The sequence below is a fragment of the Acidovorax sp. DW039 genome (genome assembly GCF_037101375.1).
Taxonomy (GTDB): Bacteria; Pseudomonadota; Gammaproteobacteria; order Burkholderiales; family Burkholderiaceae_C; genus Acidovorax.
The window spans coordinates 113,665-132,033 of sequence record NZ_AP029020.1; the positions used below are offsets into that span (position 1 = coordinate 113,665).

Here is an 18,369-nt window from a genome sequence, read left to right on the forward strand (position 1 = left end):
GGAGTTCCGTGAAAAGATCAGAAAGGTAAGGGTCGACCCAGGCCCTGGGTGTAGAAGCGGTCCCAGAAGGCGAGCGCCGGGCGGAAGGGAACGGCCACCGGGGTGACAGCGTCTCCCAGCTCCATCGCCTGGCTGCTGTCGTCCACAAAACGTGGCCAAACCGGTAGGCCAGTACCGTTGGGGTTGCCATGGCGCGCGAAGTTGACGAGGTAGCTGGACGCCGTGGCGGCGAGCCGACGGTCCACATCGGTGTACGGACGAGCTGGCGCACTCACATCGAGGTTGTTGTAGAGGTACACCTGCTCGAGCGAGTGGTAGGCACCGAACTTGTCGGGCGAGCTCTGACCCGCGAAGTTCTGGTCCGGGTAGTAGGGCGGGCGGCGGGTGAAGAAGTAGAGGTAGGTAGCTGACCGCTTTTGCGATGCGTGGGCGCGTGCCACTGTCCAGGGCTGCCAGGCGAACAGGTTGTCGCGCATGGGGGCATAGGCCATGGCGAGTACGTCGGCATCCGAGGCCACCGGATAGACCGACCGGAAGTCGGCGGCCAGGCTACCAAAGCGCGCATCGACTAAGGTGTTATAGCCTGCCAGCGTGGTGGCAAACGGTGGGTATGGCGTGCCCTCGTCGGCGTTCCATCCCAGCAGCAGTGGAACGTCGTGGGTCTGGCCAGCAGCATAGAGCTGGTCCAACTGACCAGGCAGCACGGTGCCGTCCACAATGGGGCCGATGATCGAGCCGGCACCGGCCATCACCGTCTGCGCCGGCAGTGCGCGCAGCGCATCTAGGTCGGCGGCGCCCAGGTTGACAGCAAAGCTCTGGCCTGCGGCCTCGGCCTGCGCCAGCGTAGTGTTGGGCGTGCCCGCAGGCAGTGCGGCCAGGCTGCCAATCACCAGCTTTTGGAACAGCCCTTTTGCCGGGGGGGAGGCCAGTAGCACGCTGGCCAGACCTGAGCCTGCCGACTCGCTGTAGAGGGTGACATTGGCGGGGTCTCCCCCAAGTTGAGCGATGTTGTCCTGCACCCATTTCAGTGCGGCAATTGCGTCTTTCAGTGCGTAGTTACCTGATGTTGCGTCGGCCGATTCGGCACTCAGCGCCGGGTGTGCAAGGAAGCCCAAGGGGCCCAGGCGGTAGTTCAGCGTGACCACCACTGCCCCCTTGCTGGCTAGGCCGCGGCCGTTGTAGTTGGGTTGTGAGCCAGCCCCCAGTTGATACGCGCCACCATGCAGCAGCACCATGACCGGGCGCCGCTCACTGCTGCGGCCTGCAGGTGCTCCGGTCCAGACGTTGAGGTACAGACAGTCCTCGCTCTGTGCTTCGGCCTGCTGAAACAAAATGGAGCCCGGCCGACCTGCCGGCCGATCGCTCATGACGCAGGCGTTGGAGAAATTGTCGCCACTGCGCACCCCGCTCCAAGGGACGACGGGTTGAGGCGCTCTCCAGCGCAAAGAGCCCACTGGCGGTGCCGCAAAGGGCAGGCCGCGGAACACCCTCAGCTCGGCGGTGGAGTCAGCGGCGGCGCGTACCGTGCCGCCGCTGATGGACACTAGGTCCTGCAATGCGTTGTAGGGCTCGCTACCGCCACAGGCGGTGAGCAGCGTTGAAAATGATATGGCCAGGGTCGCGGCGCGAAACAGCTTTTTCATGGAAGTGAGGTACCTCTCTTCGTGGTCACAGACCCAGCACGCGCTCAGCGTTGCCATGCATGATCTTCTCCATGATTTCCGGCTTGTAGCCCAGTTCGTCCCATTCGCGCAGGATGCGTTCGTAGGGCAGGCTGGGATAGTCGCTGCCGAACATGATCTTGTCCTGCAGTCGGCCGCGGATGTCGACCTTGAGGTTGCCTGGGAAGTGCTTGGGTGCCCAGCCTGACATCTCCCAGTACACGTTGCCCTTATGCAGCGCGACGGCGGTGGTTTCGTCGACCCAGGGCCAACCGGGGTGGGCCATGATGATCTTCAGCTGAGGGAAGTCGGCTGCGAGCTGATCGATATGCTTGGGGTGGGCATGCCGCACCAGTGCTCCGTTGCCACCGGGCATGCCGGCACCCATGCCTGTGGTGCCTACGTCGATCATCACCGCAGCACCCATGCCATTGATCTCTTCGAACAGTGGGTAGTAGCGCCGGTCGCTCACTGCGAAGTGCTGCATGATCGGGTGAAAGTGGAAGCCGATGAAGCCCAGTTCTTTGATGGCTTTGCGGGCTTGGATCATCGCGATCTCGCCCTTGGCCGGTTCTACCGCGCCCCAGCACTGGATGACGCGCTGAGGGTGGCGCTTCCACATGTCATGTACGTACTCGTTGGTGCAGGGTGGGGCAGCGATGGTGGTCTCCAGGTCTAGCGCGACGAGGCAGGCCTCGACGCCTGCGCCGGTGAACTCAGCGATTACGTCGTCTTCGCTCTTACCAACCCAGTCGCGCTTCCAATAGCGGGCGAGTTCGGCCGGGTAGGGACCTTGGGATTTGATCCAGGTGGGGGTGCCGGGGTAGCAGTGCAGGTCAATGATGCGCATTGTGTGTTTCCTCTCTAATGGGTTCAGTGGGCGGATGTGGCTTGTTCTTCTTGCAGCTTGCGTGCAATCAGTTCACCCAAGGCTTTCTTTGACACCTTGCCAAATGTGGACACAGGGAAATCAGATAGCACTTCCAGTCGCTCGGGCAGCTTGAACTTGGCGATTTCCTTTGTGAGCAGGAAACCCACCAGTTCCTTGAGGTGTAGCTTTTGGCCGGGCTTGAGGATCACGAAAGCGCACATCTTTTCGCCCATGGCTTGGTCCGGCATGGGAACGCAGGCCACGTTTTGCACGGCGGGGTGCATGAGGATCAGGTTCTCGACCTCTTCGGCGCTGATCTTCTCGCCACCGCGGTTGATCAGGTCCTTCTTACGGCCCTCGACGATGTAGTTGCCGCTGGGGTGCTTACGCATCAGGTCGCCGGAGCGGTAGAAGCCCTCGGGCGTGAACTGGCGCGCGTTGTATTCGGGCACGCCGTAGTAGCCGCGCAGCGTGTAGGGGCCGCGCACGGTGAACTCGCCGACCTCACCGTCGGGCACCTCGCGCCCTTCGTCGTCGAGCAAAAGCACCTCGTCGTCCGGGCAGACCGGGCGGCCGCAGGTCTCCAGTTTCACTTCTTCAGGGTCGCTGGCGCGCACGAACATCAGTGTGCCTTCGGACATCCCGAAGTTCTCCTGTACGAATACGCCAGGGATCAGCGCGCGCGTCTTCGCGCGCACCTCGGGCTGCATGCGTTGGCCGCCGCTCTGGATCAGCTTCAGGCTGGACAGGTTGAAGTTCTCCACCGCCGGGTCGTTGATCAGTCGGATCAGCAGCGCTGGCACCACCTTCAGGTGCGTGACCTTGTGCTTCTCGATCAGTGCGAACATCTCCGCTGGCCGGGTATTGCCGTGCAGAACCACCTTGGCGCCCTTGAACAGGAATCCCTGGATGCCCGGGCAGGCCAGTGGCAGATTGTGGGCGATCGGCAGCACCAGCAGCAGCACCGAGTCGGGCGTGATCTCGCACACCTCGGCCGCCGCCTTGGAGTTGTAGGCGTAGTCGTTGTTGGTGCGCGGGATCAGCTTGGGGATACCGGTGGTGCCACCCGAGAGCTGGAAAATGCAGGGGTCTGTTGGGGAGATCTGGATGTCGGCCAGGCGTGAGGTCGGAAGTGTGGCGGGCTTGCGGATCAGTTCGCGCAGCGAGACTTCGCCAGCGCCGGCTTCGCCCAGCACGATGCGGAACTTCAGCGACGGGTTCTCGTTCTGCACACGCTGAATCACGGGCGCGAAGGCGAACTCGCCCACCGTCTCGGGGTAGACGCAGGTGGTGGCTCCCGAGAGATGCACGAACTGGCTGATCTCGGCGTAGCGGTGTGTTACCAAGGCTGCGATGGGAATGCAGCCGATCTTCTGTAGTGCGAAGTACAGCACCACGAACTCGTGCACATTGGGCAGCGTGGGCACCACGCGGTCCAACGGTTGCAGGCCGAGCTCGAGCAGGTTGAGCGCGAGGTTAGAGCTGATGCGGTCCAGCTCGGCGTAGGTATAGACGGTGTCGCCGTCGATAAGCGCGACGCGCTCGGCGTAACGCAGGAAAACGTCGGCGAATTCCTGCGCCAGCGAGCGGTCCTGCCAGTAGCCTTTGGCGCGGTAGCGCGCGCCGAATTCAGGGGGAAAGGGAACGAAGCCTTCGAGCATGGAGATCTCCTCGGTGTGTCAGGTGGAACTCGTGAAGCCGCCGTCGATGACGACCACTTCGCCGGTGACAAAGCGCATGCCGGTGATTAAGTTCAGCATCACTTCGGCCACGTCGTCGGCGGTCACGCAGCGCTTGAGCGGTGTGGCCTTGGCGCGCGCACCCATGAGGGCGTCGTACTTGTCGCCCAGCATGCGCTCCATCCAGTCGCCTTCCATCCAGCCCGGTGCGACGGCGTTCACACGGATGTCCGGCCCTAGGTTCCAGGCCATCATCTTGGTCAGGCTCACCACGGCGGCTTTGCTGGCGGCGTACGGTGGCGGTTGCGGGCCGGGGCGCAGGCCTACGATGCTGGCGGTGTTGACGATGCAGGGCTCGCCGCCGACTTCCTTGCTCTTGCGCAGCAGTTCCACTGCCGCGCGCGTCACCTGGAAGTTGCCGCGCACATTGACCGCGAAGGTGCGGTCCCAAGCATCCATGTCCAGGCTGTCCAGGTCCTTGACTTTCCAGTTGGCAGTGGTGCCGGCGTTGTTGATTAGGGTGTCGAGATGGCCGAAGGTCTCGCCCACCTTGGCGAGCATCTGGCGCACGGCCGCGTCGTCGCTCACATCGCACTGCATCAGCATGGTCTGTGCGCCCAGGGCCTGCGCTTCTTCGGACACCGCCTGGGCGGCCTTGGCGCTGGAAGCGTAGTTGATGGCGACGTCGAAGCCGGCGCGTGCTAGGGCCAGCACTGCACTGCGACCAATTCCTGTCCCGCCACCAGTGACGAGGGCTTTCTTGCGTTGTGTCATGAGGAGTCTCCAGTAAAAAAAGGGTGTGCAGGGTCCTAACCCCGGCCATCCGGGGTTTTGGAGCTGCGAGAAGAAGGGGGGCCTACTGGGCTAGGATGCCGAGGTCCGCTACGAGGCGCTTCATCGCTTTGTGCTGCTCGTCGAAGAAGGAGCGAGCCGTGGCCACGCTGTCTTGCCGCGGGTAAACTCCCATCTCGGCTAAGCGTGCTGCCACTTCCGGCGAGGCAGTGATGCGGTTCACGTCGCTGTTGATGCGTTCGATAACTGCTTGCGGCGTGCCGGTTGGAACAATGATCTGGAACCAGCCGATGGCCTCGTAGCCTGGATAGGTCTCAGATACAGCCGGCACATCGATGCCCGGCAGGCGCTTGGCCGAGGTTACGCCGATGGCGCGCAACCGGCCTGACTTAACGTGCTGCAGTAACCCGGGCACGCCGTCAATGGTGAGCATTGCATCACCCGCCAGAACAGCCGACACGGCCTCGGGTGGGGCACGGAAGGGTACGGTGAAGAGGCCCATGCCGCCGGCTTTGCTCACCATCTCTCCGGCCAGGTGTGGCAGTGAGTTTAGTTGTGGTGCGGCAAAGTTCACCTTGCCGGGGTTGGCCTTCGCATACCTTGCCAGGTCAGCTACCGACTGTATGCCGCTGTTTGCCGGCACCGCCAGCATCAAGGGGCTAATGCCGACTGTGGCAACTGCGCTGAGTTCGGTTTCGGGGTTGAACTGTGGATTTTTGAACACCAGAGGGGTAATAGTGCCCATGGCGGCGGGAACGAATCCGATGGTGTAGCCGTCACGCGCCGACTTGGCCAGTGCTGACATGCCTGGGATTCCGCCCGCTCCAGGTCTGTTGTCTACCACTACACCCTGACCCCAAGCGGTGGCCAGCCGCTCACCGACTATGCGGGCAATGACGTCGGGGGCAGCGCCAGCCCCGACCGGTACGATCATGCGTACAGGCTTGTCGGGCCAGTTCTGTGCATGTGCGTTGAACAAGGAGCAAGCGGTAGTCAGGGTCAGCAGAGTGAATGCGGACTGCGTGAACCCGCGCCGAGTCATAAGGTGCATGTCTTGTCTCCGTCATGTTTGTTTTTAGTGCCCATAACGTATGGGATGAAACAGACTCTAGACGGAGGGCAGCATTCCAATAAGATGGTGCAATATCCAAAGCGATGTTTTTTTTACATCCCCGGATTAACCCTTGTTCCATGAAACTCGAACAACTTCGGCATCTGATTGCTATCGTTGAACACGGCAGCCTACGCGCAGCCTCGCGTCGCCTCGAAGTAGCCCAACCGGCGCTAACGCGTAGCGTGCGTTCGCTAGAACGAGAACTGGGAGTGGACCTGTTTGCGCGCCAGACTTCGGGCATGGTTTTGACAGCTGAAGGCGTACGCTTTCACCGCCGAGCCTGTGCCATTGCTAACGAGGCGCGGCGTGCCGTTGAGGAGGTGCAACAACCCGGACCTGGGTACGAAGGCACGGTGTCGATTGCACTGTCCATCATGCCGCATCTAGGCATGTTGCCCGAGGCGCTGCCGGTGTTCCGCCGTAGCTATCCCAAAGTTAAACTGAATATCACCGAAAGCCTTCTCCCCGCCGTGGAAGGATCTCTGCGTGAGGGCGGCATCGACTTTTATCTAGGTGCAGCACCTCGTCTTAAGCCGGCGCCGGGTTTGACGTTGCTGCATCTATGCAATAACACTCGTGTAGTTGTCTGCCGCAAAGGCCATCCTCTTGCGGGAGCTCGTAGCCTCAAGGAGCTGTCTGGTGCGGAATGGGCGGTCACCTCCATCGATCACAACGTCGAAGAAGACCTAGAGCACCTGTTCGGCGCACATGGACTAAATGCACCGCGGGTCATGTTGCGAGCGCATTCGGCGTTGTCTGTCCAAGTGGCGCTAGCCCGGACTGATCTGCTGACCATGTTACCTAGGCAATGGGTGAGTTTTGCGATGACGCAAGATCTGCTTGACGTGGTGCCGGTGTGCGAAACGCTCCCTGCGCCAGCCATTGTGCTGGTTCGTCGTCCAGACCTTCCGCTGTCGCCGCCGTCGGAATTCTTCTGCGACGTGCTTCTACGCAGTTTGCCGCATGTCTGAATCATCGCTACGAATATGGACTGTATCTACCTTACCTTGCAATCCACTTGTAGCGATTGCAATGTTGGCATGTGTGATGCAGGCCCTGAAATGGCGCTCCTGATCTTCAGCAAGGCCGTGCCGCGAAACGGTAGTGGGGATGTTCATTTCCGATGCTTCACCCTCATTTGGCATATGTGGAGAGGTGATACTGCGGTAAAGCCGCCTCCTACTATGGCGTGTCATCATTCAAGGCTGTACAAATCCCTTGCGCTACGGCCTCTCAGACCTGCCAAACCATGGACGCAGCCAAGTGAATAGCTCACAGAAAGTTGCAGGCAGTCTTGTCCTAGGGATTCTTTGCACGAATCCCCCAAGCGATGTGATTGCTCGGAGGGCTGAAGCCGAGACAATAGTCGCATGAAGCAAAGCAGCCTGGGCCTTAGCAAAACAGGCGGGCGCACCCGCAAGCGCGAGTTCCTGGACGCCATTGAAATGGTGGTGCCCTGGACTGAGCTGGTCTCGCTCATAGAGCCGTACGCGCCCGAAGCCGGACGCCGGGGTCAGCAGCCCTTTGCAGTCCAGACCCTGCTGCGCATCCACTTTATGCAGCAATGGTTCAAGCTCAGCGATCCCGCCATGGAAGAAGCGCTGCACGACGTGCCAGCCTTTCGGGACCTTGCGGGCCTGACCCACTGGGACGAACAGATTCCCAGTGAATCGAGCATCCTGCGGTTTCGCCACCTGCTGGAGCGCCACAAGCTGGCCGATCAGATCCTGGCCACGGTCAATGCGCTGCTGCATGCCAAAGGGCTGCAGCTCAAAGCAGGCACGGTGGTGGATGCCACGCTGATTGCCGCACCCACTTCCACCAAGAACCAAAGCGGCGAGCGCGACCACGAGATGCACCAAAGCAAGAAGGGCAACCAGTGGTACTTCGGTATGAAAGCCCACATTGGCGTGGATGCGGACTCGGGCCTGGTGCACACGGTGCGAGGCACTAGCGGCAACGTGGGTGACGTGATCGAAGCCAACAGCCTATTGCACGGGCAGGAGACAGAAGCATTTGGAGATGCGGGCTACCAAGGCGTGCACAAACGGCCTGATGCCAAGCCAACCGTGCGCTGGCACGTAGCCATGCGTCCAGGATTGCGCCGGGAGTTGGACAAGGACAAGCCTCTTGAGGCGCTGATCGATCAACTGGAGTGCACCAAGGCTAGCATCCGGGCGAAGGTGGAGCACCCGTTTCGAGTGCTCAAGCAGCAGTTTGGGTACGTGAAGGTGCGCTACCGGGGACTCAAGAAGAACACGGCGCAGATCGTTACGCTGTTTGCGCTGTCAAACCTGTGGATGGCATGGCACAAGTTGATGGCTTGTATGGGGCAGGTGCGTCTGCAAGGGGCGTAATGCCCCAGCGAAGCCGGGCAATTGCCCTCGCGCAGCGCCTGCTGGGCGTGCCCCATTACCCAAAGCTGGTGCTGTTTGAGTTCGGGCGTCGCTACGGCACAGTCAGAACCGATTCGTGAAGAGCTTCCCTAGCGAGTGGCAATGCACCGGTATTGTTTCAGGCGTGCATAGATGTTTTCTATCAGATGCCGCACCTTATATAGATCGTGGTCATATTCGCGTTGCTGCTTGTTCGTTCTTGAAGATCACAAAAACGGACTGGCAGGTCACTCCATGGGATGTCTACACGGTAGCGGTTCAGCACGGCGTTAACGAACAGTCGGTAGCGCAAGGCATGCCCCGCATGACGAGGCAGAAGGTACCTGATGAGTTTCCATTAGGTATCAAGCAGGGCGTATCTTTTACTCACGGCCTCTACATGGGCTGGAGACAGGATCTTTCAACTATGCGGGGGCTTTGATTGATGACACTCTCTTGGAGAAGGTGCAGGAGAGACAGCTGCGCCCGGAAACACGCTGTGCTCCACATCCAGCCAGGGCGGGTTCTCTGCATACATGGCGGCTACCATTTCCTTGATGGCCGGGATGTACCAGGCCGTGTCGTGGAGCCTGTGACTCATGATGATGGGCGAGGTGATGCGCGGATCATCAATCAGCCGGTAATGCAGGTCACTGCGCAGGCGGGCAGACGCCGGTATCAGGCACAGACCTGACTCCGCAGCCACCAGGCCCAGGGCGGTCTGGATCTCACGCACTTCATGCACCCGGGCAGGCCGTACGCCATGGTCGTTCAGCAGGCTCAGAACATGGTCTGCAAAGCTGGGGCGCGGCTCCTTGGGGTACACGATGAGGGTCTGCCCGCTGATGGCGTCCAATGCCACGCGGTTGGTCTCTGCAGCCAGCGCAAACGCGGGCGGTATGGCCAGCACCAGCCGCTCCTCACGCAAGATGGTCCGCGCCACGGTGGAATCGTTGCCCCGCACGCGCCCGAACCCCACGTCGATGCGACCCGACTTGAGCGCAGCAAACTGCTGCTGCGACGTCAGCTCCACCAGCTGAATGCCCACATCGGGGTAGCTCTGGCGCAGCTTGCGCACCAGCATGGGCAGCCCCCCGTACAGCGTTGAAGCAACAAACCCGATGGACAGGGTCTGTTGCTGGTTGAGCCCGATCTGACGCGTTGTGGCTTTGAGCTGATCCACACGGTTGAGGATTTGCAGGGCCTGCTCATAGAACATGCGACCCGCTTCTGTCAGACGCAAAGGCCGACTGTTGCGAAGAATGAGCTGTACCCCAAGCTCTTCCTCCAGCAACTGAATCTGTCGGCTCAGCGGAGGTTGGGCGATGTGCAACAGCTCGGACGCCCGCGTGAAATTGCGGGCGTTGGCGACGGCGACAAAGTACTTGAGCTGGCGGATATCCATCAGGGTAAACCATAGGTTTGCGAATGACACATTCGCAAACTGTTGATTTGTATAGCAATGCACGAACACTATACCTTGAAAGTATGGTGCAAGACCTATTTGGTGTTGGATGTCCGAAGGGGTTCAGGCGTTCAATCCGGTCCATGCAATACACACAACGTCCTCATTCCACCGCAGATGCCGCGGTCATCGAGCGGGTGGAGACCCTGCTGCTGGATTTGCCCACCATCCGTCCGCATCAGCTGTCGATGGCCACGATGAACGGACAAACCCTGATGCTGGTACGCATCTACTGCGCAGATGGCACCGTGGGAGTGGGCGAAGGCACCACCATCGGAGGTCTGGCCTACGGAGCGGAATCGCCTGAAGGCATGAAGCTGGCGGTCGACACCTACTTTGCCCCGCTGCTTATCGGCGCTGACGCCAACCATGTGCCTGCCATCATGGCGCGGCTGAACAAGGCGATCAAGGACAACCGGTTTGCCAAGTGCGCCATCGAGACCGCATTGTTCGATGCACTCGGCCATCGCACGGGCCTGCCCGTTTCGCAGTTGCTGGGCGGCCGGGTGCGCGACAGTCTGCCCATCGCCTGGACGCTGGCCTCTGGCGACACGGCCAAGGACATTGACGAAGCCGAGCGCATGCTGACACAGCGCAGGCACAACATTTTCAAGCTCAAGATTGGCCGCCGCGCCGTCGCCGACGATGTGGCTCACGTAGCCGCCATCAAGAAGGCACTGGGAGACCGCGCCTCAGTGCGCGTAGATGTGAACATGGCCTGGAGTGAACTGGAGGCACAGCAGGGGCTGGCAGCGCTGGTGGATGCAGGCTGTGATCTGGTCGAACAGCCCGTAGCCTCGGTGGACGCCTTGGCACGCCTCAAAGGTCGTCATGCCATCGCCGTGATGGCGGATGAATCGCTCACCGGACCGGCCTCAGCCTTCGCCCTCGCTCGCGTGGCCGGCGCTGATGTATTCGCCATCAAGATTGAACAGTCTGGCGGTCTGCTGGAAGCACTGCAAGTGGCTGCCATTGCCGATGCGGCGGGCATCGAGCTCTACGGCGGCACCATGCTGGAGGGTGCCGTAGGCACCATGGCATCGGCCCACGTGTTTGCCACGTTCCGCACCCTGCAGTGGGGTACGGAGCTTTTCGGCCCCTTGCTGCTGACGGAGGAAATCCTCACCGAACCCCTGCAGTACAGGGACTTTCAGCTCCCTGTACCCACCACCCCCGGCCTGGGTATTGCGCTGGATGAAGACCGCGTGCAGCACTTCCGTCGGGATCGCCCCCGCACCAGCGTTACCACGTCAGGCCCGCAGGCCGCCGCAGCGCACTGACCCAGATGCGATCTACGCATTCACTGTTTCGCCGCCCCCACCATTGCCCCACAACAATCCAAGGAGATAACCATGGCCACCCATATTTTCAACACCCCCGAAGTCCAGGACTTTCTGCGTCTGGCCAGCGGCCTGAACCAGGCTGGCGGCAATGCACGCACCAAGCAGATCGTGCACCGCCTGCTGTCAGATCTGTTCAAGGCCATCGATGACCTGGACATCACGTCGGATGAATACTGGGCAGGCATTGCTTACCTCAACACCCTGGGTGCCCGTGGCGAAGCTGGACTGCTGTCGCCCGGCCTGGGCCTAGACCGCTTTCTGGACATGCGCATGGATGCCAAGGACAAGGAGCTGGGCATTGAAAACGGCACGCCCCGCACCATCGAAGGCCCTCTGTATGTAGCGGGTGCTCCAGAGGCGAAAGGCTTTGTCCGCCTGGACGACGGCAGCGACCAGGCCGGCCATACGCTGATCATGCACGGCACCGTATACGGTGCTGATGGCAAGCCCCTGCCCAACGCCAAGGTGGAGGTGTGGCACGCCAACACCAAGGGCTTCTATTCGCACTATGACCCCACTGGTGAGCAGAAGGCCTTCAACATGCGCCGCACCATCGTGACCGATGCTCAAGGTCGCTACAAATTCCAGAGCATCGTACCCAAGGGCTACGGCTGCCCACCCGACGGCCCCACACAAGCGCTCCTGAACCAACTGGGCCGCCACGGCAACCGCCCGGCCCACATTCACTTCTTCGTGACGGCTGACGGCCATCGTAAGCTCACCACGCAGATCAACATCGATGGGGATCCTCTGGTGAATGATGACTTTGCCTACGCCACCCGCGAAGGCCTGGTGCCACCTCTGGTCGAGCGCACAGATGCTGCCAGCATCAAGGCGCAGGGCGTTGACGGTCCGTTCGCAGAAATCGTTTTCGACTTCACGCTGAGCGCACTGGTTGACGGTGTGGACAACCAGATCGTTGAGCGCCCCCGCCTGGCGGCCTGATCCCCACGGCCGGGTGCTTGGCCACTCGGCTGCCCCCTCCCTATTGCTTTCGCCCCTGACTGCTGCGCTACGCGCAGCAGGGGGACAGCTGCACCTTGAGGAATCCACCATGAACACCACCGCTGCCATCGCCGAGCGCTCTGATGTTGAAGCCCTGATCGAAGGGGCTTTGCAGGACGACAAGGCAAACGGCGTCTTCCGTTGCCGCCGGGACATCTTTACCGACCCAGCACTCTTCGAGCTGGAGATGAAGCACATCTTCGAAGGCAACTGGGTCTATCTGGCGCATGAGAGCCAGATCCCCGAGATCAACGATTACTTCACCACCTACATTGGCCGCCAGCCCATCGTCATCACGCGTGGCAAGGACGGGCAGCTCAACGCGGTGATCAATGCCTGCGCCCACCGTGGCGCCATGCTGTGCCGCAAAAAGCACGGCAACAAGGGCAGCTTCACCTGCCCCTTCCACGGCTGGACCTTCAACAACACCGGCAAGCTGCTCAAGGTCAAGGACGAAAAAACCACCGAGTACCCCGTGCAGTTCAACAAGGAAGGCTCGCACGACCTCAAGAAGGTGGCGCGCTTTGAAAGCTACAAGGGCTTCCTGTTCGGCAGCCTGAGCGCCGATGTGCAGCCCCTGCAGGATTACCTGGGCGAGACGAAGGTCATCATCGACCAGATCGTGGACCAGGCGCCCGAAGGGCTGGAAGTGTTGCGCGGCAACTCTTCGTACATCTACGACGGCAACTGGAAGCTGCAGATGGAAAACGGTTGCGACGGTTACCACGTGAGCTCGGTGCACTGGAACTATGCCGCCACCATGGGTCGCCGCAAGGAAGGTGGAACCAAGGCTGTGGATGCCAACGGCTGGAGCAAGAGCGTGGGCGGTGTGTACGGCTTTGAAAACGGTCACATCCTGCTTTGGACCAACACCATGAACCCCGAGGTGCGCCCGGTCTACAACCGCCGCGACGAGCTCAAGGAGCGCCTGGGTGAAACCAAGGCCGAGTTCATCGTCAAGCAGACACGCAACCTGTGCCTGTACCCCAATGTGTACCTGATGGACCAGTTTTCCACACAGATCCGCGTGACGCGCCCCATCAGCGTGGACAAGACCGAAATCACCATCTACTGCTTTGGCGTGAAGGGTGAGAGCGCAGAAGACCGCGCCACCCGCATTCGCCAGTACGAGGACTTCTTCAACGTCTCAGGCATGGGCACAGCCGATGACCTCGAAGAGTTTCGCTCCTGTCAGAACGGCTATGCCGCAAAGGCCGCGCCTTGGAACGACCTGAGCCGTGGAGCGCCGCTGTGGATCAAGGGCCCCGACGAGAACGCCCGCAAGATGGGGCTGAACCCGCTGCTCAGTGGGGAACGCAGCGAAGACGAGGGACTGTTTGTGTGCCAGCACGAGTACTGGGCGCAGGAGATGCGCAAGGCCGTGACCCAGGAGCGCCAAGGAGATGCCGCATGACCGCCGACTACAACGCCCTCTGCGCCTTTCTGTACCGCGAAGCGCGCCTGCTGGACGACCGCGCGTGGGACGAATGGCTGGACCTGTACAGCGAGTCAGTGGAGTACTGGATGCCTGCTTGGGACGACGACGACCGCCTGACGGAAGACCCTCACAGCCAGATATCGCTCATTTACTACCCTAACCGCAATGGGCTGGAAGACCGGGTGTTCCGTATCAAGACTGAACGTTCCGGGGCCTCGACACCCGAGCCGCGCACCACCCATTCGGTGCTGAATGTGGAAGTGCTGCAGGACCGTGGCGACGCCGTGGATGTTCGCTACAACTTCCACACCCTGAGCCACCGCTACAAGGCCACCGATGCCTTCTTCGGCACCATGTTCGTGACACTGCAGCGGCACGCAGGCGACTTCCGAATCACGCGCAAGAAGATCGTGTTGAAGAACGACTACATCCGTCAGGTCATTGACGTGTACCACGTCTGAGCGGGCAGGAGACCACGATGAGCAGCAGCTACAACATCGCCCTGAATTTCGAGGACGGGGTCACCCGTTTCATCACCTGTGGTGCGCAAGAGAAGGTGCTGGACGCCGCCTTCCGCCAGCGCATCAACCTGCCCATGGATTGCTCGGACGGGGTGTGCGGCACCTGCAAGTGCCGTGCCGAAAGCGGAACCTACGACATGGGCGACGACTACATCGAGGAGGCCTTGACTGCCGACGAGGCAGCACAAGGCCTGGTGCTCACCTGCCAGATGATCCCGCGCTCGGACTGCGTGGTGGCTGTGCCGGTGCCATCCACCGCGTGCAAGACTGGGACTGCCAAATTCAACGGCTCCGTGGCCGCCGTGACCGGCATGAACGATGCGGCTTATGAGCTGGTGCTGGAGGGGCTCGCCGGGGCGCCTGCGTTCTTGCCAGGCCAGTACGCCAATATCGGCGTGCCTGGCAGCGGCCAGCACCGCTCGTATTCGTTCAGCTCGGCAAGCGGCGCAGACCGCATGACCTTTCTCATCAAGCATGTGCCCGGTGGGCTCATGAGCAGCTGGCTGTCCAGTGCTGATGTGGGTACTCCGCTGGAAATGACAGGCCCCCTTGGCAGCTTCTACCTGCGCCCTGTCACGCGCCCCCTGCTGTTGCTGGCGGGCGGCACGGGTCTGGCCCCCTTTCTGTCCATGCTGGAAACGCTGGCTCAGCAGGGCTGCGCGCAGCCCCTGCATCTGATCTACGGCGTGACCCGTGACCAGGATCTGGTGCTCGTGGATCGGCTGGAAGACTACGCTCGCCGCATCCCGGGTTTTACGTTCACCACCTGTGTGGCCGACCCAGCCTCCAGTCATCCGCAACGCGGGTATGTGACCGAGCACATGCCTTCCAAAGTTCTGCACGCGGGCAATGTGGATGTGTACTTGTGCGGGCCCCCACCCATGGTGGATGCCGTGCAGCGCCACTTCAAGGCTGCAGGCATTGCTCCTGCCAGCTTCCACTACGAAAAGTTCACCCCCAATGCCGTGGCTGCAGAGCCTGTGCCCGCTTGACCAAGGAGCCCCACATGCCACAACGATTTGAAGGCCAGGTGATGCTGATCACCGGTGCTGCGCAAGGGATTGGCCAGCGCGTGGCTGAACGCGCCGCCGAAGAGGGCGCGATACTGGCCCTGGTGGACCGATCCCCCTTGGTACACGAGCTACGTGAGCGGCTGTCCGCCCTCACCAAAGTGATTGCCGTGGAAACGGACCTTGAGACCTTCGAGGGTGCGCAGCGGGCAGCGCAGGAAACCTATCTCGCATTTCGACGCATCGACGTGCTGGTGAACAACGTGGGAGGCACCATCTGGACCAAACCCTTTGAGCACTATGAGCCCCACGAAGTCGAGGCCGAGGTGCGCCGCTCGCTTTTCCCCACCCTGTGGGGCTGCCGGGCAGTGCTGCCTTACATGCTCAAAAAGAAAAAGGGCGCCATCGTCAACGTGTCGTCCATCGCCACGCGCAGCGTGAATCGTGTTCCCTATGGCGCCGCCAAGGGTGGAGTCAACGCACTCACCGCCTGCCTTGCGTTTGAGAACGGCGAACGGGGCATCCGCATCAACGCCGTGGCCCCTGGAGGTACCGAAGCGCCCCCCCGCCGCATTCCGCGCAACAGCGCCAAGCCCAGCAAGAAAGATCAGGCCTGGTACCAGCAGATCGTCGACCAGACGGTGGGCAGCACGCTGATGAAGCGCTACGGCACGCTGGATGAGCAGGCCAGCGCCATCCTGTTCCTGGCTTCCGACGAGGCCTCCTACATCACCGGCTCGGTACTTCCGGTGGGCGGCGGCGACCAGGGCTGACCCACCCGCAGCACGCACCCGCCAGAGGTGCGGCTGCTCCATCCTTTCAGGAGACATTCATGACAACGGTAGAAATCAACCCGATCATCGACAACGCACGCTTTACGCGCTTTCACTGGATGGTGGTGGCGCTATGCGCCCTGCTGCTGATCTTCGATGGGTATGACTTGTTCATCTACGGCGTAGTGCTTCCAGCACTCATGACCGAGTGGAGTTTGACTCCAGTGCAGGCGGGCGCTTTGGGCAGCTACGCGCTGTTTGGCATGATGTTTGGCGCCTTCATTTTTGGCCCCATGGCGGACCGCATTGGACGCAAAAAAGGCATTGCCATCTGCTTCGTGATGTTCAGCCTGGCTACCTTTCTCAACGGTTTCGCCACATCGCCTACGGAATTCGGCTTCTTCAGGTTCATCGCTGGCCTGGGTTGCGGGGGCCTGATGCCCAACGCGGTGGCACTGATGAATGAATATGCTCCCAAACGCGCACGGGGGACGCTGGTAGCGCTCATGTTCAGCGGCTATTCGCTGGGTGGCGTTTTGTCGGCAGGTCTGGGCATCTATGTACTGCCGCGCTTTGGCTGGCAGGCGATGTTCTGGGCCGCTGCGGTGCCTTTGCTGCTGTTGCCTGTCATTCTGTGGAAGCTGCCTGAATCAGTGGGCTTTCTGATCCGGCAGGGGCGACAGAGCCAAGCCCGTACCCTGCTGGGGTGCGTCAACCCCGAGGCCCCCATCGCCGTCAACGCGAGGCTGATCGCATCGGACGCCAAGGGCGCAGGTGTGCCAATGCTTGATCTGGTGAAAGAGGGCCGCGCTGCAGGCACATGCATGATCTGGATCGCATTCTTCTGTTGCCTGCTGATGGTGTATGCACTGGGTTCGTGGCTGCCCAAGCTCATGGCCAATGCGGGCTACAGCCTGGGCTCCAGCCTGTCCTTTTTGCTGGCGCTCAACTTCGGAGGTATGGCCGGTGCGATTGCCGGAGGCTGGCTGGGGGACCGCTTCAGCCTGCCCAAGGTGGTGCTGTCGTTTTTTGCGGTAGGTACCGTGGCGATTGCCCTGCTTGGCTACAACAGCCCCATGCCAGTGCTCTATTTGCTCATCACCGTGGCGGGTGCAACCACGATTGGAACCCAGATCCTGTTGTACGCCAACACGGCGCAGTTCTACCCATTGGCTATGCGCTCCACCGGTCTGGGTTGGGCTTCAGGCGTAGGCCGTACCGGAGCCATCGTGGGGCCGTTGCTGGGCGGTTCGCTGATGGCTGCTGCACTTCCTTTGCAGCTGAATTTTCTGGCCTTCGCAGTGCCAGGCCTGGTGGCAGCACTGGCGATGGGTATCTTCATCTGGCGTTATCGCGACTCTGCTGGTACCCCCGTCGCGTCCGATTCCGCTTCCACTGCCAAGCCTCCACTGCAGGTAAGCCCGGTGGTTTCCCGCTGAGGGACTCGCACAGATACCCACGCTCTACACGGACTTGATATGACCGCCAAGACCTCCTCCCTTGCCACTGACCGCGGTATGTTCCGCATTGCCATCGAGGGACCAGAACACGCTCCCGCACTGATGTTGAGCAATTCGCTGGGGACCACGCTCGAAATGTGGGAGCCCCAGGTGGCTGCGCTGACGCAACACTGGCGCGTGGTGCGATACGACACCAGAGGACACGGAGACAGTCTGGTCACCCCCGGTCCCTACAGCTTCGATGTGCTGGGTATGGACGCTCTGGCCGTGCTGGATACCTTGGGCATTCAAAAGGCAGCGTTTTGCGGAATCTCCATGGGGGGCCATACCGGTCTGTGGCTGGGTATCCATGCGGGACATCGACTGCAAGCCTTGGTGGTGTGCAACAGCGCTGCGCGCATCGGATCCGCATCGGCCTGGGCGGAACGCGCCTCCATGGTACGGGCCAACGGTACCGACAGCATGCAGTCGCTGGCGGCATCAGCGCCTGCGCGGTGGTTTACTCCCGGCTTCACGCAAAGACAGCCGCTAGTTGTTCAGCGCGCACAAGCCTGGATTGCATCCACCCCCCCTGAGGGATACGCCGCTTGCTGTGACGCGCTGGGCCATTCAGACTTGCGCGACCAGCTCGCTCGCATCACGGCGCCGACCTTGCTGCTCGCCGGTTCAGCCGACCCTGTAACCACGGTGGCGGAGGCCCAAAGCATGCAAGCCTGCATCCCTGGAGCGCAACTGGCCGTAGTGCCGGCATCGCACCTCTCCAACCTGGAGGCGCCTCACGCTTTTACCGGCGCCTTGCTGGACTTTCTGGCAGCGGCAACTGCCTGACCGGTCCGGTCAGCGGACGCCAGCCTATCTATCG

The 18,369-nt window shown here is 61.3% G+C and carries 16 protein-coding genes and 2 pseudogenes; 10 read left to right on the plus strand and 8 right to left on the minus strand.

The genetic code is table 11. The annotated features are described in order from the left end of the window. Positions 1 to 17: 17 nt before the first annotated feature. The 5 genes from AACH87_RS22210 to AACH87_RS22230 all read right to left on the minus strand — a co-directional run bounded on the left by AACH87_RS22210 (position 18) and on the right by AACH87_RS22230 (position 6,054). Complete coding sequence (locus AACH87_RS22210; protein ID WP_338799292.1) at positions 18 to 1,643, minus strand: carboxylesterase family protein; 1,626 nt, start codon at positions 1,641 to 1,643, stop codon at positions 18 to 20. Positions 1,644 to 1,668: 25 nt separating this feature from the next. Further along, on the minus strand, positions 1,669 to 2,511 hold the full coding sequence (locus AACH87_RS22215) for an amidohydrolase family protein (protein ID WP_338799293.1): 843 nt from the start codon (positions 2,509 to 2,511) through the stop codon (positions 1,669 to 1,671). 23 nt (positions 2,512 to 2,534) lie between these two features. Continuing rightward, positions 2,535 to 4,193 (minus strand): AMP-binding protein, encoded by a 1,659-nt coding sequence (locus AACH87_RS22220; protein ID WP_338799294.1) that lies wholly within the window; start codon positions 4,191 to 4,193, stop codon positions 2,535 to 2,537. A gap of 18 nt (positions 4,194 to 4,211) precedes the next feature. Next, positions 4,212 to 4,985 carry an SDR family oxidoreductase gene (locus AACH87_RS22225; protein ID WP_338799295.1) on the minus strand — a complete coding sequence of 258 codons (774 nt, stop codon included), beginning with the start codon at positions 4,983 to 4,985 and terminating at the stop codon, positions 4,212 to 4,214. An 82-nt stretch (positions 4,986 to 5,067) separates the two neighbouring features. Further along, positions 5,068 to 6,054 carry a tripartite tricarboxylate transporter substrate binding protein gene (locus AACH87_RS22230; RefSeq protein ID WP_338799296.1) on the minus strand — a complete coding sequence of 329 codons (987 nt, stop codon included), beginning with the start codon at positions 6,052 to 6,054 and terminating at the stop codon, positions 5,068 to 5,070. 140 nt (positions 6,055 to 6,194) lie between these two features. Between AACH87_RS22230 and AACH87_RS22235 the strand changes: the two genes are divergently transcribed. Both AACH87_RS22235 and AACH87_RS22240 read left to right on the plus strand, forming a co-directional pair. Next, positions 6,195 to 7,088, plus strand: a complete 894-nt coding sequence (locus tag AACH87_RS22235; protein WP_338799297.1) for a LysR substrate-binding domain-containing protein — start codon at positions 6,195 to 6,197, stop codon at positions 7,086 to 7,088. Positions 7,089 to 7,487: 399 nt separating this feature from the next. Continuing rightward, on the plus strand, positions 7,488 to 8,474 hold the full coding sequence (locus tag AACH87_RS22240; RefSeq protein ID WP_338799298.1) for an IS5 family transposase: 987 nt from the start codon (positions 7,488 to 7,490) through the stop codon (positions 8,472 to 8,474). A 131-nt stretch (positions 8,475 to 8,605) separates the two neighbouring features. On the opposite strand, the pseudogene AACH87_RS22245 reads toward AACH87_RS22240, so the two are convergent. The 3 genes and pseudogenes from AACH87_RS22245 to AACH87_RS22255 all read right to left on the minus strand — a co-directional run. After that, a pseudogene (locus AACH87_RS22245) lies at positions 8,606 to 8,704 on the minus strand (IS5/IS1182 family transposase); the annotation flags it as partial. An 8-nt stretch (positions 8,705 to 8,712) separates the two neighbouring features. Continuing rightward, positions 8,713 to 8,841 (minus strand): annotated as a pseudogene (locus AACH87_RS22250) (IS5/IS1182 family transposase); the annotation flags it as partial. Positions 8,842 to 8,913: 72 nt separating this feature from the next. Then, the gene (locus AACH87_RS22255) at positions 8,914 to 9,897 is read right to left on the minus strand and encodes a LysR family transcriptional regulator (RefSeq protein WP_338799299.1); all 984 of its coding nucleotides are present in this window, start codon (positions 9,895 to 9,897) and stop codon (positions 8,914 to 8,916) included. A 143-nt stretch (positions 9,898 to 10,040) separates the two neighbouring features. Between AACH87_RS22255 and AACH87_RS22260 the strand changes: the two genes are divergently transcribed. The 8 genes from AACH87_RS22260 to pcaD all read left to right on the plus strand — a co-directional run bounded on the left by AACH87_RS22260 (position 10,041) and on the right by pcaD (position 18,335). Further along, positions 10,041 to 11,237, plus strand: a complete 1,197-nt coding sequence (locus AACH87_RS22260; protein WP_338799300.1) for a muconate/chloromuconate family cycloisomerase — start codon at positions 10,041 to 10,043, stop codon at positions 11,235 to 11,237. 72 nt (positions 11,238 to 11,309) lie between these two features. Next, on the plus strand, positions 11,310 to 12,245 hold the full coding sequence (gene catA, locus AACH87_RS22265) for a catechol 1,2-dioxygenase (protein WP_338799301.1): 936 nt from the start codon (positions 11,310 to 11,312) through the stop codon (positions 12,243 to 12,245). Positions 12,246 to 12,354: 109 nt separating this feature from the next. Further along, positions 12,355 to 13,719 carry a Rieske 2Fe-2S domain-containing protein gene (locus AACH87_RS22270; RefSeq protein WP_338799303.1) on the plus strand — a complete coding sequence of 455 codons (1,365 nt, stop codon included), beginning with the start codon at positions 12,355 to 12,357 and terminating at the stop codon, positions 13,717 to 13,719. Next, positions 13,716 to 14,204 carry a benzoate 1,2-dioxygenase small subunit gene (benB, locus tag AACH87_RS22275; RefSeq protein ID WP_338799305.1) on the plus strand — a complete coding sequence of 163 codons (489 nt, stop codon included), beginning with the start codon at positions 13,716 to 13,718 and terminating at the stop codon, positions 14,202 to 14,204. The genes AACH87_RS22270 and benB overlap by 4 nt, the downstream gene beginning before the upstream one ends. 17 nt (positions 14,205 to 14,221) lie before the next feature. Further along, on the plus strand, positions 14,222 to 15,256 hold the full coding sequence (gene benC / locus AACH87_RS22280; protein WP_338799307.1) for a benzoate 1,2-dioxygenase electron transfer component BenC: 1,035 nt from the start codon (positions 14,222 to 14,224) through the stop codon (positions 15,254 to 15,256). A gap of 14 nt (positions 15,257 to 15,270) precedes the next feature. Continuing rightward, entirely contained in the window at positions 15,271 to 16,047 is a 777-nt protein-coding gene (locus tag AACH87_RS22285; protein WP_338799308.1) for a 1,6-dihydroxycyclohexa-2,4-diene-1-carboxylate dehydrogenase, read from the plus strand. Positions 16,048 to 16,106: 59 nt separating this feature from the next. Continuing rightward, a complete protein-coding gene (locus AACH87_RS22290) occupies positions 16,107 to 17,486 on the plus strand; it encodes an aromatic acid/H+ symport family MFS transporter (protein ID WP_338799309.1) in 1,380 nt (459 codons plus the stop codon). Positions 17,487 to 17,525: 39 nt separating this feature from the next. Next, on the plus strand, positions 17,526 to 18,335 hold the full coding sequence (gene pcaD, locus AACH87_RS22295; protein ID WP_338799310.1) for a 3-oxoadipate enol-lactonase: 810 nt from the start codon (positions 17,526 to 17,528) through the stop codon (positions 18,333 to 18,335). The last annotated feature ends 34 nt before the right edge of the window (positions 18,336 to 18,369 follow it).

Excerpts from the sequence above, each read along its gene's own strand:
- AACH87_RS22210 (WP_338799292.1), bottom strand. The coding sequence starts at position 1,643 with ATGAAAAAGCTGTTTCGCGCCGCGACCCTGGCCATATCATTTTCAACG.
- AACH87_RS22215 (WP_338799293.1), bottom strand. The coding sequence starts at position 2,511 with ATGCGCATCATTGACCTGCACTGCTACCCCGGCACCCCCACCTGGATC.
- AACH87_RS22220 (WP_338799294.1), bottom strand. The coding sequence starts at position 4,193 with ATGCTCGAAGGCTTCGTTCCCTTTCCCCCTGAATTCGGCGCGCGCTAC.
- AACH87_RS22225 (WP_338799295.1), bottom strand. The coding sequence starts at position 4,985 with ATGACACAACGCAAGAAAGCCCTCGTCACTGGTGGCGGGACAGGAATT.
- AACH87_RS22230 (WP_338799296.1), bottom strand. The coding sequence starts at position 6,054 with ATGCACCTTATGACTCGGCGCGGGTTCACGCAGTCCGCATTCACTCTG.
- AACH87_RS22235 (WP_338799297.1), top strand. The coding sequence starts at position 6,195 with ATGAAACTCGAACAACTTCGGCATCTGATTGCTATCGTTGAACACGGC.
- AACH87_RS22240 (WP_338799298.1), top strand. The coding sequence starts at position 7,488 with ATGAAGCAAAGCAGCCTGGGCCTTAGCAAAACAGGCGGGCGCACCCGC.
- AACH87_RS22255 (WP_338799299.1), bottom strand. The coding sequence starts at position 9,897 with ATGGATATCCGCCAGCTCAAGTACTTTGTCGCCGTCGCCAACGCCCGC.
- AACH87_RS22260 (WP_338799300.1), top strand. The coding sequence starts at position 10,041 with ATGCAATACACACAACGTCCTCATTCCACCGCAGATGCCGCGGTCATC.
- catA (WP_338799301.1), top strand. The coding sequence starts at position 11,310 with ATGGCCACCCATATTTTCAACACCCCCGAAGTCCAGGACTTTCTGCGT.
- AACH87_RS22270 (WP_338799303.1), top strand. The coding sequence starts at position 12,355 with ATGAACACCACCGCTGCCATCGCCGAGCGCTCTGATGTTGAAGCCCTG.
- benB (WP_338799305.1), top strand. The coding sequence starts at position 13,716 with ATGACCGCCGACTACAACGCCCTCTGCGCCTTTCTGTACCGCGAAGCG.
- benC (WP_338799307.1), top strand. The coding sequence starts at position 14,222 with ATGAGCAGCAGCTACAACATCGCCCTGAATTTCGAGGACGGGGTCACC.
- AACH87_RS22285 (WP_338799308.1), top strand. The coding sequence starts at position 15,271 with ATGCCACAACGATTTGAAGGCCAGGTGATGCTGATCACCGGTGCTGCG.
- AACH87_RS22290 (WP_338799309.1), top strand. The coding sequence starts at position 16,107 with ATGACAACGGTAGAAATCAACCCGATCATCGACAACGCACGCTTTACG.
- pcaD (WP_338799310.1), top strand. The coding sequence starts at position 17,526 with ATGACCGCCAAGACCTCCTCCCTTGCCACTGACCGCGGTATGTTCCGC.